The 15,213-nt window shown below is 64.0% G+C and carries 12 protein-coding genes; 6 read left to right on the forward strand and 6 right to left on the reverse strand.

From position 1 onward, the window contains the following. Positions 1 to 12: 12 nt before the first annotated feature. A complete protein-coding gene (locus ACP7BL_RS04560) occupies positions 13 to 474 on the reverse strand; it encodes a MarR family winged helix-turn-helix transcriptional regulator (protein ID WP_033965141.1) in 462 nt (153 codons plus the stop codon). 17 nt (positions 475 to 491) lie between these two features. Further along, positions 492 to 917, reverse strand: coding sequence for an Ohr family peroxiredoxin (locus ACP7BL_RS04565; protein ID WP_033965139.1), 426 nt, complete (start codon positions 915 to 917; stop codon positions 492 to 494). Positions 918 to 1,065: 148 nt separating this feature from the next. Here ACP7BL_RS04565 and ACP7BL_RS04570 point away from each other — a divergent pair, with 148 nt between their 5' ends. The 3 genes from ACP7BL_RS04570 to ACP7BL_RS04580 all read left to right on the forward strand — a co-directional run bounded on the left by ACP7BL_RS04570 (position 1,066) and on the right by ACP7BL_RS04580 (position 4,783). Continuing rightward, complete coding sequence (locus ACP7BL_RS04570; protein ID WP_426257741.1) at positions 1,066 to 1,710, forward strand: DsbA family oxidoreductase; 645 nt, start codon at positions 1,066 to 1,068, stop codon at positions 1,708 to 1,710. A gap of 166 nt (positions 1,711 to 1,876) precedes the next feature. Beyond that, on the forward strand, positions 1,877 to 3,520 hold the full coding sequence (locus ACP7BL_RS04575; protein ID WP_426257934.1) for a glycoside hydrolase family 43 protein: 1,644 nt from the start codon (positions 1,877 to 1,879) through the stop codon (positions 3,518 to 3,520). Positions 3,521 to 3,598: 78 nt separating this feature from the next. Then, positions 3,599 to 4,783: an endo-1,4-beta-xylanase gene (locus ACP7BL_RS04580; protein WP_426257742.1), complete on the forward strand. Its 1,185-nt coding sequence runs from the start codon at positions 3,599 to 3,601 to the stop codon at positions 4,781 to 4,783. Here the strand turns inward: ACP7BL_RS04580 and ACP7BL_RS04585 are convergent. From ACP7BL_RS04585 to ACP7BL_RS04595, 3 genes are all read right to left on the reverse strand, one after another. After that, positions 4,778 to 5,509 (reverse strand): DUF1223 domain-containing protein, encoded by a 732-nt coding sequence (locus tag ACP7BL_RS04585; RefSeq protein ID WP_426257743.1) that lies wholly within the window; start codon positions 5,507 to 5,509, stop codon positions 4,778 to 4,780. The genes ACP7BL_RS04580 and ACP7BL_RS04585 overlap by 6 nt on opposite strands. Continuing rightward, complete coding sequence (locus ACP7BL_RS04590; protein WP_426257744.1) at positions 5,506 to 6,405, reverse strand: helix-turn-helix domain-containing protein; 900 nt, start codon at positions 6,403 to 6,405, stop codon at positions 5,506 to 5,508. The genes ACP7BL_RS04585 and ACP7BL_RS04590 overlap by 4 nt, the downstream gene beginning before the upstream one ends. Positions 6,406 to 6,666: 261 nt before the next feature. After that, complete coding sequence (locus ACP7BL_RS04595) at positions 6,667 to 10,899, reverse strand: trifunctional serine/threonine-protein kinase/ATP-binding protein/sensor histidine kinase (protein WP_426257745.1); 4,233 nt, start codon at positions 10,897 to 10,899, stop codon at positions 6,667 to 6,669. A gap of 263 nt (positions 10,900 to 11,162) precedes the next feature. Between ACP7BL_RS04595 and epsC the strand changes: the two genes are divergently transcribed. Then, positions 11,163 to 12,131: a serine O-acetyltransferase EpsC gene (epsC, locus tag ACP7BL_RS04600; RefSeq protein ID WP_126849142.1), complete on the forward strand. Its 969-nt coding sequence runs from the start codon at positions 11,163 to 11,165 to the stop codon at positions 12,129 to 12,131. Then, positions 12,128 to 12,877 carry a gamma-glutamyl-gamma-aminobutyrate hydrolase family protein gene (locus tag ACP7BL_RS04605; protein WP_341203225.1) on the forward strand — a complete coding sequence of 250 codons (750 nt, stop codon included), beginning with the start codon at positions 12,128 to 12,130 and terminating at the stop codon, positions 12,875 to 12,877. Before epsC ends, ACP7BL_RS04605 begins: the two co-directional genes overlap by 4 nt. 22 nt (positions 12,878 to 12,899) lie before the next feature. Here the strand turns inward: ACP7BL_RS04605 and ACP7BL_RS04610 are convergent, their stop codons facing one another. Then, positions 12,900 to 14,249, reverse strand: coding sequence for an FAD/NAD(P)-binding protein (locus tag ACP7BL_RS04610; RefSeq protein ID WP_426257746.1), 1,350 nt, complete (start codon positions 14,247 to 14,249; stop codon positions 12,900 to 12,902). Positions 14,250 to 14,568: 319 nt separating this feature from the next. Here ACP7BL_RS04610 and ACP7BL_RS04615 point away from each other — a divergent pair, with 319 nt between their 5' ends. Continuing rightward, the gene (locus ACP7BL_RS04615) at positions 14,569 to 15,171 is read left to right on the forward strand and encodes an alpha/beta hydrolase (protein WP_426257747.1); all 603 of its coding nucleotides are present in this window, start codon (positions 14,569 to 14,571) and stop codon (positions 15,169 to 15,171) included. Positions 15,172 to 15,213: the final 42 nt, after the last annotated feature.

A 15,213-nucleotide genomic window follows, 5' to 3' on the forward strand; every position in this document is an offset into this window, starting at 1 on the left:
CGTTACGCAATATCAACTCGGCGACACGGTCGCCTCAGCCGTCGCAAGCACCGCGACCAGATGCTGTACGCTGGCGCGCAAATCGATCAGTTCGTCGGGCGACAAAGAAAGACCGCTCGCCAAGGTTTGCGGCACATCGCGTGCTTGCTGGCGGAGAGCCCGGCCTTGCTCGGTGAGGGCGACCAGAACGCGTCGTTCATCGGCCGTGTCGCGCTTCCGGGTCACCAACCCGGCCGCCTCCATCCGCTTGAGCAACGGTGTCAGCGTCCCGCTGTCGAGATGCAGTTGCTCACCGAGCGCGCCGACGCTTTGCGGGGCCTGCTCCCACAAGACCAGCATCACCAGATATTGCGGATAGGTCAGCCCGAGCTTGGCCAACACCGGGCGGTACAGTCGGCCGAACAGGTTGGAGGCGGCATAAAGCGGGAAGCACACCTGCCGGTCGAGCCGCAGGAAATCGTCGTCTTCGCCCATTGCCGCCTCCTCCTCCGTCACTTGGTCGCGACGGTGATCTTGACGTCGATATTGCCCTTTACCGCGTTGGAATAGGGGCAGACGGCATGCGCGGCCGCGACGATCGCCTCGGCGCTGGCCTGGTCAAGCCCGGTGATCGTCACATCGAGCGCGACCGACAGCACGAAGCCACCCGACGCGTTGGGCGACAGACCAACGTCGGCGACCACGACAATGTCGTCATCCTTGACCTTCTCGGCCTTGCCCCGCGTGACGTGGATCACGGCATTTTCAAAGCAGGCGGCGTAGCCGGCGGCGAACAATTGCTCGGGATTGGTCGCCCCGCCCTTGCCACCGAGCGACGTCGGCAGTGCGAGTTGGAGGTCAAGCAGGCCATCCTCGCTACGAATGGTGCCGCTGCGGCCGCCAATAGCGGTTACCTTCGTGCTGTAGAGCGTGCTCATCGTCGTCTCCTTGCTAAACTGTGGAATGTCGAACGCGTTTTATATTGTGTGCAATTTAATTGAATGCAAGCGATATTCTGATGGTGTATTTTTCCGGCGGAGTTCCCACATCGCGTTTCGACACTCCTCCAGCCGCAGATGGTGCCGCATGCCAAAGCCGATGAAGATCGATTTCGTTTCCGACGTTTCGTGCCCGTGGTGCATCATCGGGCTGCGCGGGCTTGAGGAGGCTCTTGCGCGGACGGGCGATCTGATCGACGCCGACATCACGTTCCAGCCATTTGAACTCAATCCGCAAATGGGCAAGGACGGCCAGAATATCGGCGAGCATATCGCCGAGAAATATGGCTCAACGCCCGAACAGTCCGCCGCCAACCGCGCGATGATCCGCAAGCGTGCCGCCGATCTGGGCTTCACGATGCAGATGAGCGACACCAGCCGGATCTACAACACGTTCGATGCGCACCGGCTGCTCCACTGGGCAGAGCTCGAAGGGAAGCAGGCGGCCTTGAAACGCGCGCTCTTCGACGCCTATTTCACCGATCAGCAGGACCCGTCCGACCACGCCGTGCTGGTCGCCGTCGCCGAGAAGGTGGGGTTAGATCCTACGCGCGCCGCTGAAATTCTCGCCAGCGACCTGTATGCCCCAGAGGTTCGCGCCGCCGAGCAACTCTGGCTCTCGCGCGGAATCCATTCGGTGCCCGCAATCGTCATCAACGATCAGTACCTGATTTCGGGGGGGCAGCCCCCCGAAGCGTTCGAGCAGGCGTTGCGCGAGATCGCCGCCGCGTGAACCTGCCCTCCTCGCATGGGCGTATCGATGCTGACCGGAAAAACGACATCCCGCTAATTGTCTGAGTTGTTCTTTGATGTATGGTCCGGCTCACGGGCAGGTCTGGTAGCGATGGTCAAGCATCGGCCACCTGAGGCGGGAGAGTCGAATGAAGCAGCGATCGTCCATGCGGTGCCGAGGGCCGATCGCTGTCCTGCTGATGACATGGGCTGGTGCAGCCCATGCCGACCCCGCGCGGTTCGAGGACTTTAGCTATCAGGGGCGCTCACAGGAGCAGGTCGCGAAAGGCGTGGGCCAGTATATCAACCCCATCTTGTCCGGCTATTATCCCGATCCTTCGGTAATCCGCGTCGGCGACGAGTATTTTCTGGTCAACTCATCCTTCTCGCACTTTCCGGGGCTGCCGATCTTCCGGTCAAAGGATCTCGTCAGCTGGACGCAGATCGGCAATGCGATCGATCGGCCCGAGCAACTCGATTTTACCGGGCGCACGGTTTCGCAAAGCGTGTTCGCGCCCGACATCTCCTACCACGACGGCATCTTCTACATCGTCAATACGTGCGTGCAGTGTGGCGGCAATTTCGTCATCACCGCGAAAAACCCGGCGGGTCCGTGGTCGAACCCGGTGTGGCTGCCCTTCGAAGGGATCGATCCGTCCATCTTCTGGGACGGCGACACGGCGTATATCGTCAACAACGGTGCCCCCGACGAAACGCCACGCTACGAAGGCCATCGCGCGATCTGGATGCAGGCGTTCGACTGGCGGACGCTGAAGCTCGTCGGGCCGCGAACACAGATCGTCAATGGCGGGGTCGACCTGTCCAAAAAGCCCATTTGGATCGAAGGTCCGCACCTCCTGAAACGCGACGGTCGCTATTATCTGATCGCCGCCGAGGGCGGGACGAGCGACAACCATTCGGAGGTCGTCTTCCGCGCCGATTCCGTTGACGGCCCCTATGTGCCCTTTCCGGGCAATCCGATTCTCACCCAGCGTACGCTCGACCCCAGCCGCGCCAATCCGGTGACATCGGCGGGCCATGCAAAGTTCGTCCAGACGCAGAACGGAGAGTGGTGGGCGACCTTCCTCGCGACGCGTCCCTATAAAGACGGACTCTACAATATCGGGCGCGAGACCTTTCTCCTCCCCGTCACCTGGCGCGACGGCTGGCCACAGATCTTGCCCGCCGGAACCGCGATCCCGTTCGCCGCGCAGCGCCCGAAGCTGCCCAGGCAACCCGCCCCGGCGCTGCCAATCAGCGGCGACTTTGGCTATGTCGACACCTTCCAGGGTCCGCGCCTCGGCCCGCAATGGATCGGCATACGCACGCCAAAACATCCGGTCTATCGGCTGGAGCGCGGTGCACTTGTCCTTGAACGCGGTGCCGCGCTGGGAGACGCTTCGGGCGCGCCCGCCTTTATCGGGCGACGGCAGCAGCACCCAATTGCAACCGTCTCGACCACCCTGCGCTATTCCCCCGACGCCGATGGCGACGGGGCTGGGCTCGCCGCGGTGCAAAATGATCGGTCGTACCTCGTGTTCGGCATCACCCGAATCGCAGGCAAGGCGATGATCGCGCTCTACACGCGCGACAACGCCGATACCGACACGCTCGTCGCCTCGGCCCCCGTCACCGCAGCCGACCCGGTGACGCTGACCATCCGCGCTGACGGCGGGACAATGGCGTTCGACTATCGTGTGGGCGGCCAGCAGCAAACGCTCAAGGCCGGACTCGACGACAGCTTCCTCAGCACCAAGCGCGCGGGGGGCTTCGTCGGCACCGTGATCGGCCCTTATGCTTGGAACCATTGATCATGCGACCGGTGCTGCGTCGCGCGGCGCGCCACGAAACGTCAGGAGAGCGGCAATGATTCGATCGGTCACGCACCCATGACCCAGCCCTTTACCCGCCGCGAAACACTCGCGCTCGCCGGACTCGGTGTTATCGGACTGGCGCTGCCAGCCCCCGCCTCTGCCGCGCGAACCGCAGCAGTCGGATCGCTCGCGGCAGCGGCGGCGCGCACCGGACGGCGGTTCGGATCGGCGTTCGCCTGGGGCCCGCCGGGGCACGACGGCGGGACGTTCGCCAACCCGCCTTATGCTGCGTTGCTCGAATCCCAATGCACCATCCTCGTTCCCGAAAATGAAATGAAATGGCAGGCGCTGCGCCCGACGCCGGACGGGTTCGACTTTGGTCGGTTCGACGCGATGATGGCCTATGCGCAGGCCAAGGGCTTTGCCGTGCGCGGGCACAATCTGTTGTGGCATCAACCGAAATGGATGCCGCGCTGGGAAGAAAGCCACGATTTCGGGGCCCGTCCTGCATCTGAGGCTGCGCGCCTTCTCTCGCAGCATATCGATACGGTCTGCACGCGATACGGCAGCCGCATCGAAAGCTACGATGTGGTCAACGAAGCGGTAAACCCCGCGGACGGCACCCTCTATGAGACCGCTTTGTCCCGCGCGCTGGGCGGTGCGACGGCGACGCTCGACCACGCCTTTCACACCGCGCGCGCCAGCGCGCCGCACGCCCAACTGGTCTATAACGACTATATGAGCTGGGAGCCCGGCAATGCCGCCCATCGCGCAGGGGTGCTGCGGCTGCTCGAAGGATTCCGGGCGCGCGGCGTGCCGGTCGATGCGCTGGGCGTCCAATCCCACATCATAACGCAGGGCCCGGACACCGCGCGCATCGTCGGGCAGTTGCAGCCGGATTGGTCACGGTTCCTCGATGCGGTGACCGTAATGGGCTATCGCCTCGTCATCACCGAACTCGACGTACGCGACAACGCCCTGCCCGCCGACCCGGCACCCCGCGACCGCGCTGTTGCGGATTTCACGCACGCCTATCTCGACGTCATGCTCGATTATCCGCAACTTCGCGATATTTTGGTGTGGGGCATGACCGACCGGTACAGCTGGATCGAGGGGTTCGAGCCCCGCCCGGATAAGGCCCTCCGGCGACCCTGCCCCTATGACCGCGACTTCACCGCCAAGCCGATGCGGACGGCGATCGTCGATGCGCTTTCAGGCGTCCCGCACGCTCGCCGATCTGGCAACGGCACCTCGCTATAGCCGCTGCGCGGCCAGAATGCGGCCGCCCTTGCCCGCTTGAACCAAAATGGCCTCGCGCAAGCCGGGCCCGGCGGGCTGCGCAATGCGATAGGATTGCGCGCGCCCGGTCCAGGTGCCGATCGCGACGAGCGACCTGACAACATTTCGGTGTGGCAAGGTGCGCCCGCCATTCTCGCCGGCGCGGATCGGCACCAATTGCGTGCGGGGGTCGTAGCGCACCAGCCACACCGTTGCTGGGGTCGCGACGCTGCCTTCGGCCACCGTCAAGCCCCCCGCGTTGCGCACGATGGCAGGTGCCGATGCGGCGCGGTGGCTGGCCCGGATTGCCGCGGCGAGCTGGTGCGCATCATTGCCGACGACGGTGTCGTGCCCATCGATAATCACTTGCGGTGTCGCCACTTGCCCGCGCCCGGCAGCGTGCGCGTAATCCCATTGCCGCGCAGTGAACGTCGGTTGCGCGAACGTATCCTTCCAGCCAAGGTTATCCCAGTAGGTCACCGCGAAATTCAACGCGAGGATGTCGGGCCGGTCGGCAATCGCATTGAGGTTGGCGTTTGCCGGAGGGCAGCTCGAACAGCCCTGGCTCTCGAACAGTTCGACGACCGTTGGGCCTGCAGCACCCGCCGCGTTCGCCGTTGCGGGAAGGAGCGATGCCAAGGCCAGCGTCGCGGCGAGTCCGCTTGCAAGCCCCGCCCCCAGAACAATTCGAGCAGATACTCCCGTCATGATCGATCTCCGGCGTTGGAATAAGTGGGAAAGGACGATTCGGACGCGGCCATGCGGCGAAAGCTGCTGGGGTCGGCACCATAGGCTGCCGAAAACGCCCGACTGAAATGGCTGCGACTGGCAAAGCCGATATTCGACGCGATCATCTTGACCGGCAGTCGCGTCCCGTTGAGCAGATCGGCACCCTGCCGAAGCCGCGTTCGAGCAACAAACGCCATCGGTGTCATTGCGAGCTTTGCGGCAAATTCGCGCGCGAAGGCGGAGCGACTCATCGACGCCGCGAACGCCAGGCTGGATACCGTATGCGGGGCCGCCGGATTTTCGATGACCGCCACGATCGCCTTGCCCAGACGCGGGTCACGCAGCGCGCCGAACAGGCCGGCATCGCCTTCAGACCGCGCAACCGCGTCCCGCAACGCCATCACGATGCACACTTTCATCAAAGCATCGACCAGCGCACGGGATCCCTGCCCCGGTGCGGCTGCCTGACGAGTCATCAGGCCACACATCTGCTGGATCAATTGCGGTTCAGCCAGTACCGAGACGATGGGATCGCTCGCCGAAGCCAGCAACTCGAACGTGCCACTGACGCGTGCGGTCACCACCCCCATCGCGATCCGGAGCTCGCTGGCGACGCAATCGGCGTCCACCCCTTCGGCGGGTATGATCGTGCGCTCCAGCCCGGGCGGCAGCAAGATCAGCGTCCCCTCGCCGCACAGCCGATCGGACTGACGGGGAATCTTCAGCCGCATCGTCCCGGCAAGTATGTAATACACCTCGATGCCATCGCTGCGATTGCCCGCCAGCGCATGGCCGCACCTCAACGACAATTCACGAAAGCTCTGCACCGCGACGCTGAGTGTCGTTAGCATTGTATGGAATTCGGGTTCGTTCATCACATCCTCCGAACCGCTATTTCGCCGCTCCATCGACAATGGTTACAGAAGCGGTTCGATGGTCGGCGCAGAATGACGGGGCGGCGCGCTCGCCGCCACAAGAAAACCTCGCACGCAGTTGCTCTTCACTCGCTCGCCCGTGGTCTCCCAAGGGTCATTCGTCGGCGCACTCGTCGACCCTCGTGCGCTACGCCGGTAAGGTAAAGTCGGCCGCAGCCCGAGGCGACCGCACCGTAATCACCTCTGCCAGAAAATCGGGGACTACCTCCCGCTGCCGGTCTCGGCGATCGGCAAGCCGAAGGTGAAGACCGTGCCGCGCTCTTCGGCAGGGGTCGCCACCAGTCCACCGCCATGGGCGTCGACAATGGATTTGCAAATCGCCAGCCCCATGCCCATCCCCTTCTCCTTGGTGGTGAACAGCGGCGTGAAAATCCGGGTCAGATGCTCAGCGGAGATCCCGGTGCCTGAATCCTCAATCCGAACGACCGCTTTGCCCTCGCTCCGCTCGGTCGTTACCGTCAGGATCCGGTCGGCCTCGGGGATCGAAACCATCGCGTCGATCGCGTTCATGACCAGGTTGAGCACGACTTGCTGCAACTGGACATAATCGCCGGTCACAACCGTTTCCATTCCGTCCAGGTGCGCGATGAGCGCGACACCGCGCTGGTCTATTTCGGCCGCCGTCAGCTCAAGGACATCGCGCACGACGGCGTTCAGGATTACAGGTTCGCGCGAAGCCGGCTCCTGTTTGGCGAGCGCGCGAAGCCCGCGAACGATGTCGGCCGCGCGCAGCCCGCCGTCCTTGATCTGCTCCAGCCCGGATACCGCTTCCGGAATATTGGGCTCCGACCGCCGCAACCATCGGATGCTCGCGCCCGCATGCGAAACGATCGAAGCAAGCGGTTGGCCAATCTCATGAGCAATCGATGCGGCAAGCCCACCCATCAGCGAAAGATGCGACGTCTGCGCCAATTCGGCCCGCGCGGCCCGCAACGCATTTTCGGTCTGCGATCGGCGCGCATCCTCCTCCATCAGTTCCGCGTGCCGGTGTGCGGTGTCGAGCGCGATACTGGCCACCGCGCCGATGCGCTCGATCAGCGCGACGCCCGACGGCGCGCAGATCTCCGCCGCGCATGTCTCTAGATGCACGATTCCCAAGAGCCGATTGCGCTGCAGCAACGGGATCGACAGAATATACCCCTTTTCCCGATCCCCCGTCATCGCGGGCTTTTGCGTGCGCATCACGGCCTGCAGGACGGCCGGATCCACGCGCTCGGCAGTCGGAATCGCGACGGCGCTGCCAAGCTCGATGCCATTGCGCGTGGCAACGCCCATCGATTCAATGACGGGTTCGCCATCCCGCAGGATCATCAGCAGGCCGCGCTGCGCGCCTGCGCGTTCCATCATTATCCGCGTGACCATCGCGTTCAATCGATCGGTAGCAAGCTCCTGGGCAAAGGCCTCGGCGAGATCCAGGATCGTATCCAGATCGCGGTCCTGATCGACCCGCTGCCGATCAAACCATTCCGGGTGATCGGTTTCGAGGCGTGCCGCTTTCGCGGTAGCGCCCCAATCGAGATAGCCGGTGCGTGCCGCCCGGCCATGATACGCAGCGGTCACGCCAAGCCCGATCGCCGTGCAGTGTCGCGCCGCCAGTTCATGCGCCATCGCTCTTTCATGACCAAAGCCATCGCTCGCTTTGACCGCGCGATCATAAAGCTGCAGCGCCTGAAGATCCTCGCCGCGCAATCGCGCCATCTCCGCGTCGACCATGAGGAGCTTGTTCTCGAAATTCTGCGGGTTGAGCCGGGTCCATGTCTCCAGCTTGGCGCGGTGGATCGCCATCTGACCCAACGCATCTCCATCTTCGGCTCCATCTTCGGCGCGCTGTGCGATGCTCAGGGCCGAGAATAACGCGAAATAGGTCAGGTCGATATTGGCCGGCAGCGCCCAAGCCAGCGGCTCTGCGTCCTTGAGCACCCATTCGGCACGCGCGTAATCTTCGAAAAGATAGGCGGCGATCCCGGCGTACAGGCGAACCCAGAAGCGAGTCGACGCCGAAGTGATCTCGCCCGCGGATTCGAAAGGTACCATCGCGTGACCGTTGCTAAGCTCACGCACCAGCCCCTGTTGCGCGCCGATCAGCAGCTCGATGTCGCGAAATGCGATACGGCGAGTCAAATCCAGGCCGCGCTCCGCCTCCTCGTCGACCAGGGAAAGCGGTGCCCCCATCATCAACAGGTCCGACACAAGGTGGTTGCGCGCGTAACATGTCATGCCAAGATCGCCCGCGGCATACCCAGCCGCAATCGCTTCGCGAATGCGGAGGATCGCGCAAGAGAAGGGTTGCGTCCACGGGCTGAGCTGATCCAGCGCGACGAGAGTACCCGTCCGCTGCGTCTCGAAGCCATGCCGATCGACCAGCGCGAGCGCGGCCAGGGCATATTCCAGGCCATCGGCATATTGCCCATAGAAATCGCAAACGAACACCCCGAACCAGGCGAGTCCATAGGACGATCCCGCAGTCGCGCCATGCGCCAGCGTCAGTTCGGCAATCTTGGCAAGGTGGATGAAGCGCAGGCCGTCATCTGAAAAAATTGCCGCCACCATCGTCGACAACAGCCCCATGATCGCCTCGATCGCGGGGTCATCGGTTTTGGGCAGATCCGCCAGGCTCGCGATCGGGGTATCGCCCAAAGCCGCGCGGACTCGCTCATAGGCGGCGTCGCACTCCTCGCGTGAGGGAAAACGATGGAGATCGACGCCGAGCAGAGCGAGCCCTGCCAGCCCCGCTGCGATCGCACCGTCATAATCGGAATGCAGCGTCCGGGTAACGGCCTTCAGGCGGTAGGCCTGGGCCCTGTCGATAGGTTCTGCCGCATGGATCAGTAACGCGTCGATCCCGTGCTCGGCCCGCTCTACAGCACCAATCTGCAAAAGGTTCTCGGCTCTGCGAAAGTTGATTTCGAACGCCAACCGATAATGGCTTTCCCACCACGCTTCGGAAAATAGGGCATTTGCCCCTTCAATATACCGTGTGACCTGGTCCACGGCTGCCGTTTGGAGAGCGCGCGCCGCCGCGTCGAGCAGGGTCCGCGCGAAGAGCGGTCTGTCGGTGGACGGAATCTCGCTTGCCATCGCCGCAACCACATGGTCGGCAATGTCAAAGTCGCTGACTGAGGCGGTGCCACGCAAACGCAGCAGCAGCCGGGCGAGCTCGACATGACGTACCGGTCGCTCGGCTTCCGGCGTCAACGCAATCGCGACCTCCATGATGCGGTCATGCGCGAACGCATATCGTGTCGCATCCCGATGGAGAAAACCGCCTTCGACGAGCGGCTGCGCCCGGTGCGTAAGGCGGTCAAGATCCACGCGGAGAAACGCGGCAAGCAAGCTGCCATCGGCGCGAGTGCCGATCAAAGCAAGCGCCTGGAGCACCGCGCGCTGTTCCTCGGGCAAGCGCTCGACGCGGCTTCCGGTAAAGTCGACGACATTGCCTGTCTGCACCGAGGATTCGAGGCCTTCCCCCGTCCAGGTCCAACAGCGTCGGGCAGCATCGTATCGGATGACGCCCGCATCGCGCAGGGCACTTAACACTTGCTGGACGAAGAACGGATTGCCTCCGGTTCGCGCATGGACGGCGCGCCCGAGCGCGTCGACATCGCGCGTGATTCCGCCAAAGGTGGATTCGAGCATTTCCACGATGGCTGCGGCGTGCAGCGGTGCCAACGCGATTTCAGTAACGGGGAGCGCATGCGATTTGATGGCGTCCAGAAACCCGGACGGCTTCAGATGCAAATGCGCTTCGTCTTCGCGATAGGCTAGAATGACGAGGGTGTTTTGCGGTGGCGTCCTGGCGAGGCTGACCAACATTTCCAGCGAGAACGGGTCCGCCCACTGAATATCGTCCAGGAACAGAATCAACGGTGCCTCTCGCGTGGCGAGCGCACCGATGGTTGCCAGCAGCGCCTGATGCAGCCGAATTTTCGCAAGCGCGGGCGACATATCTGTTCTCGCACCCGCCGTCCCGAGAACGATCTCCATATCCGGAACAAGATCGACCACCAATCGCGTGTCGTTCCCCAATTGCGGAAGGAGGCGCGCGCGTAGGTTCTGCAACGTCGCGTCGCTTTCGCCGAGCAACGCATGCGTCAGGCCATGCAAAGCCTGGGCAATCGGCGCAAACGGCGCGTTGTGATGTAACTGGTCACATTTTCCGGTGGTGAAACGATGTGGCGATGCCGCCATGAGCATCCGGAAGCGGCGTACCAACGCCGACTTTCCGACGCCGGACACCCCCGAAAGCAAAATCCCTTCTGCTGCGCCGCTGCCGCAAACCCGCGCCAGCGCGTCTGCGAGGGCAGCGCTCTCGGCGATACGGCCGAACAAACGGCGTGTGAACGTGGTATCCGACGGACCGTCGCTGGCGGGCTCCGCAATATCGCGGTTTGGCGGCGTAAAGCTGGACGGGCTCCAGGGATCGGCTGAGGTCATATCAATCCAATACCGTTCAGAAAGGAGACTCGCATGCATCTGATCGGCATGGCCTTTCGGCCATGCAATAAAGTCGAGCGCGGCTCCGTCCCTGGGGAGGCGAAGGTCGCGCTGGATATATGGCGTAATACGGTTAGTCATCGGCGGATTGTACAATCTCAACACGGACGGCAATGTCGCGCGCAAACCCGCGCTTGCGCGGGCAGAAGCATTTCTATTATTTCCGACTGGATCGATAGGATATCCTCCACAAAGGAGGCCCCGTGACCGATTTACGCACCGACAACGATATCGCACCGATTCCCCCGCGCACCGTTGGCGACGCAATCGCCGATCTGCGCGAGGCGCGCGAGGAATGGCGGTCACGGCAGGACGAGGCACGCGATGTGGAAAGTTTCCCGTCGCGCGCGGCGCTGGAGCGGGTGCTGTCCCTGCTTGCCGCAGCGTTGTATCCGCGTCGCCTCGGCCATTTCCGCGGCCCCGTAGCGGAGGAGGACACTTTCGTTGTCGCCAAGCTGCTGGCCGCGATAACCGATCTCGAGCGTGAGATCGGCCATGAACTCGGCTATTGGCAGTGCGAGGCCGGGGTCTTCGAGGCCGACCATGCCACCACCATCGTGCGGCTGTTCACGGCCACGCTCGGCGACATCCGGCGCTTGATCGACAGCGATGTCGAAGCGGCGTTTCTCGGCGATCCGGCAGCGCGCAGCGTGGACGAGATCCTGGTCTGCTATCCCGGCGCGATCGCCAGCCTGCACCACCGCATCGCACACGAACTGAACAATCTGGGTGCCCCCATCGTTGCGCGGCTCATTTCGGAAATCGCCAACGAACGCACCGGCATCGATATCCACCCTGGTGCGCAGATCGGCCCGCGCTTCTTCATCGATCACGGCACCGGCGTCGTGATCGGCGAGACGGCGATCATCGGCGCGCGGGTGCGGCTGTATCAGCATGTCACGCTCGGCGCGCGCAGCCCGGTCGGGGCGACCCGCGACGACGTGCGCCACCGCCATGCCCGCCACCCGATCATCGGGGACGATGTCGTCATCTACGCCGGTGCCACCATTTTGGGCCGGGTGACGATCGGCGCGCGATCGACCATTGGCGGCAATGTCTGGCTACTTTCGGATGTGCCCGAGGACAGCGTGCTCGTTCAGCCGGAGGCGCTCCGGCTGGATCGCAAAGCGGGGCTGGACTTGCGCGAGACGTTGCTCGGGCAATCGGCATGACGGTGGCGAAACGCCCCGTCATCGGCGTGCTGTGCTGCAACGAAACACTGGGGCGGCCGGTGCAGACCGTCGCCACCCGCTTTGTCGCCCCCCTTGCGCGCTTTTCGGACAGCACGGTGATGCTGGTGCCGGCGGTGCGCGATGCCGTCGATATCGCCGTGCTCACCAGCCTGCTCGACGGCGTATTGTTGACGGGATCGCGCTCCAACGTCGCGCCGGAACGCTATGGCGGTGCCGCACTTCCCGAAGGCCAGCACATCGACCGCGAACGCGACGAGGTCGCGCTCGCCTTGGCCGGACGGATGATCGAAGCCGGCAAGCCCGTGTTCGGCATTTGTCGTGGTTTGCAGGAGATCAACGTTCTGTTCGGCGGCACGCTGTCGACCGATTCGTGCAGGGGACGGCATCATCGCGGGTCCTGGGACGGGTGCTTCGACACGCTGTTCGGCCACCGCCACGATGTCGAGCTGAACGACGGCGGTCTGCTCGCTTTCGCGACCGGGCGTCAGCGGATGTCGGTTAACTCGGTCCACGAACAGGGCATCGATCGGCTTGGCAGCGGACTGACGGTGGAGGCGGTCGCCGCCGATGATGGCCTGATCGAGGCGATCCGCGCGCAACCGTGCGGGGCCGAGGTGCTGGCGGTGCAATGGCATCCCGAATGGGATGTCGATCACTCCCCAGAAAGCCGCGCCTTCTTCTCCGTGGTCGGCAATTCGCTGCGCGCCGCCTCAGACGCACGATAGCTACGGCCCCGGCGCTCCACCGCTACAGCCCTTCCGCCACCCAATGCGCGTTGGAGAGGCGGCGGGCCAAGGTCCACGCCTGCCCGCGAATGTCGGGCACCGCGACGATTTCCCAGAACGCGCCGCGCGTCATCGGCCCGAGCGCGAACAGGCGACGGTTGGCCATGCCATCACGACCGATCACCCGCATCTGCTCATCCACATCGATCCCGAGCCGCGCGGTATCGGGGCGAATGACGCCCCGCGCCACCAAAGCGCCGAGCATCGGCGCGCTGGTCCGACCGAGATCGCCTTGCGGGCCTGTGCAATTGATGATCCGTTGAACGATGCGGGTCCGTCGCGCGTCCTCTCCGCGAGGTCGCCACTCGACCGCAACACCGTCGGCGCATGTCGCGGCGAGACCGATCTTGCCAGCGACGATTTCAAGCCGCCCGCTTGACCGCAAGGCGGCGATGCGGTCGGCCACTTCGGGGGCCAAACGGTGGCGGTGAATGTCCCACCACGGGCGCGCGTGGCGAATGAACCGTGCGCGCTCCGCAGCGGTGGCGGCGCGCCACATATCCTGGGTGAATGGGCGCAACTCGTCGATCGCGCTGCGCCAGCCGATGGCCGCGCTGCGCCTGCGGAGGGCTCGCACCAGATGGGAGAGAACCGTCGACGGCCGCTCCGCAATCGCAGTCCACGCGCCAGCCGGTGCAGCATGGGCGTGCGGTAACAATCCTCGCCGCGACAGCGCGATAATCCGCCCCGCAAACCCCTTTGCCTCCAGCAGCAACACGACATCGACCATCGTCAGCCCGGTGCCGAGGATCAGCACCGTATCATCGTCGTGCAAGCCCTCGGTCGCCTCCGCACTCCAGCAATCGCCGACATAGCAGCCGGGTCCAAGCGATTCCGCCACCAGCTCGACCGGCGTATGCGGTGGCAAATTGCCCACCGCCAGCACAGCGGCATCGGCCTCGACCGAGGCACCATCGGCCAGCAGGACGCGCACGCCGCGATGCTCTGTCACGTCGACCGCCTCGCCGCGCACGATCCGCAAGCGGCCGGGAAAATCCGCGGCGACGCGATCGAGCAGTTCGCGCAGATAGGTGCCGTAAACCAAGCGCGGCACAAAGCTTTGCCCCGCCGCCGCGTGTCCACGACTCGCCAGCCAACGCACGAAATGGCCCGGATCGTCGGGAAACGCGCTCATGTTGGACGCTCGCACGTTGAGCAGATGCGATGGGTGCGCCGCGCCATAAGCAAGGCCAACGCCTGCATCCGCTTGCTGGTCGATCAGGGTCGCACGCGGTCCATCATGGCGCAGCACGTTGATTGCGGCGAGCGACCCCGAGAAGCCGCCGCCGACGATCGCGACATGCGCAATCACGCCCGCCCCCGGGGGCCGATGCCATTTCTGTCACTCCTCGAGCCTGCGCGGTTCACATCCATCTCCCGTGTCGTGCAATGTCCTGAAAGGCTGCATCCGCTGCGGCGATATAGCAGAGCTTAGCGCCCCGATAGATTTCCCTGCGTCCAATTGCCCGGACTTCAGGACAGACTATCGATCTGGCGCGACCGGCATACGGTCTGGCGCAGCTCTATTGCCTAGTACCGTAGTAGGAATAGCTTTTGATGCGTGGAAGCGAAATCCGACTCGATCTCTGACGAGTCGCAAGCGACCACCAAAAGTTGATGGGAGAGCAGTCATGGTCTTTGTTACCGACGTGCTGACCGACACTCCGCTGCCGATCCTGGTATCGGTACGCGGGGATTCGCCGACCTCGAGCCCGGTCGCCCGGGTCGAGCTCGACCTTTCGAAATTCCACAATGGCCGCTGGGCGGTGCAGCTCGACGCGACCTTTTCGCGCGGCGATGCGCCTGTCGTCATCCTCGCGCGCGGGGTCGCATGTCTCGCCATCGCGTGGTGGGCGCAGCTTTCGCCGCGCAGCTATCTGCGGTCGGTGCGCGGTGCCGTGTTCGATTCGCCGCTCGCAGCGGATATGAGCCAAGTGGCCGTGGCTGCAGCAATCCGCAGCGGGCCCGCCTATCGCCTCCCCTTCCCCTCCATTGTGGTGAACGACGGGTCGTTTCGGATCGAGGACGTTCTGCATCTTGCCGACAAATGGGGCAGCCGGTTCGTCGAAAAAGGCGGGGCGTCGGCTGGCCAACCCAGCAATCGCAATGGCCGCTTTACCGAGGCCGAAGACGGCCTGCTGGCCTATCTGGACGTACTCGACCGAAACAGGCTCGCGCCGCAATCGCACGCTGCGCAGCACGCCGACGTGCCGGTCCTCGCCCCGCAAGACTAACGGGCGTTGCCGACGCCTTTCGGCTGAGCCTGTTTCCGGCCC

The organism is Sphingomonas sp. DC1600-2 (assembly GCF_049897605.1).
GTDB lineage: Bacteria > Pseudomonadota > Alphaproteobacteria > Sphingomonadales > Sphingomonadaceae > Sphingomonas.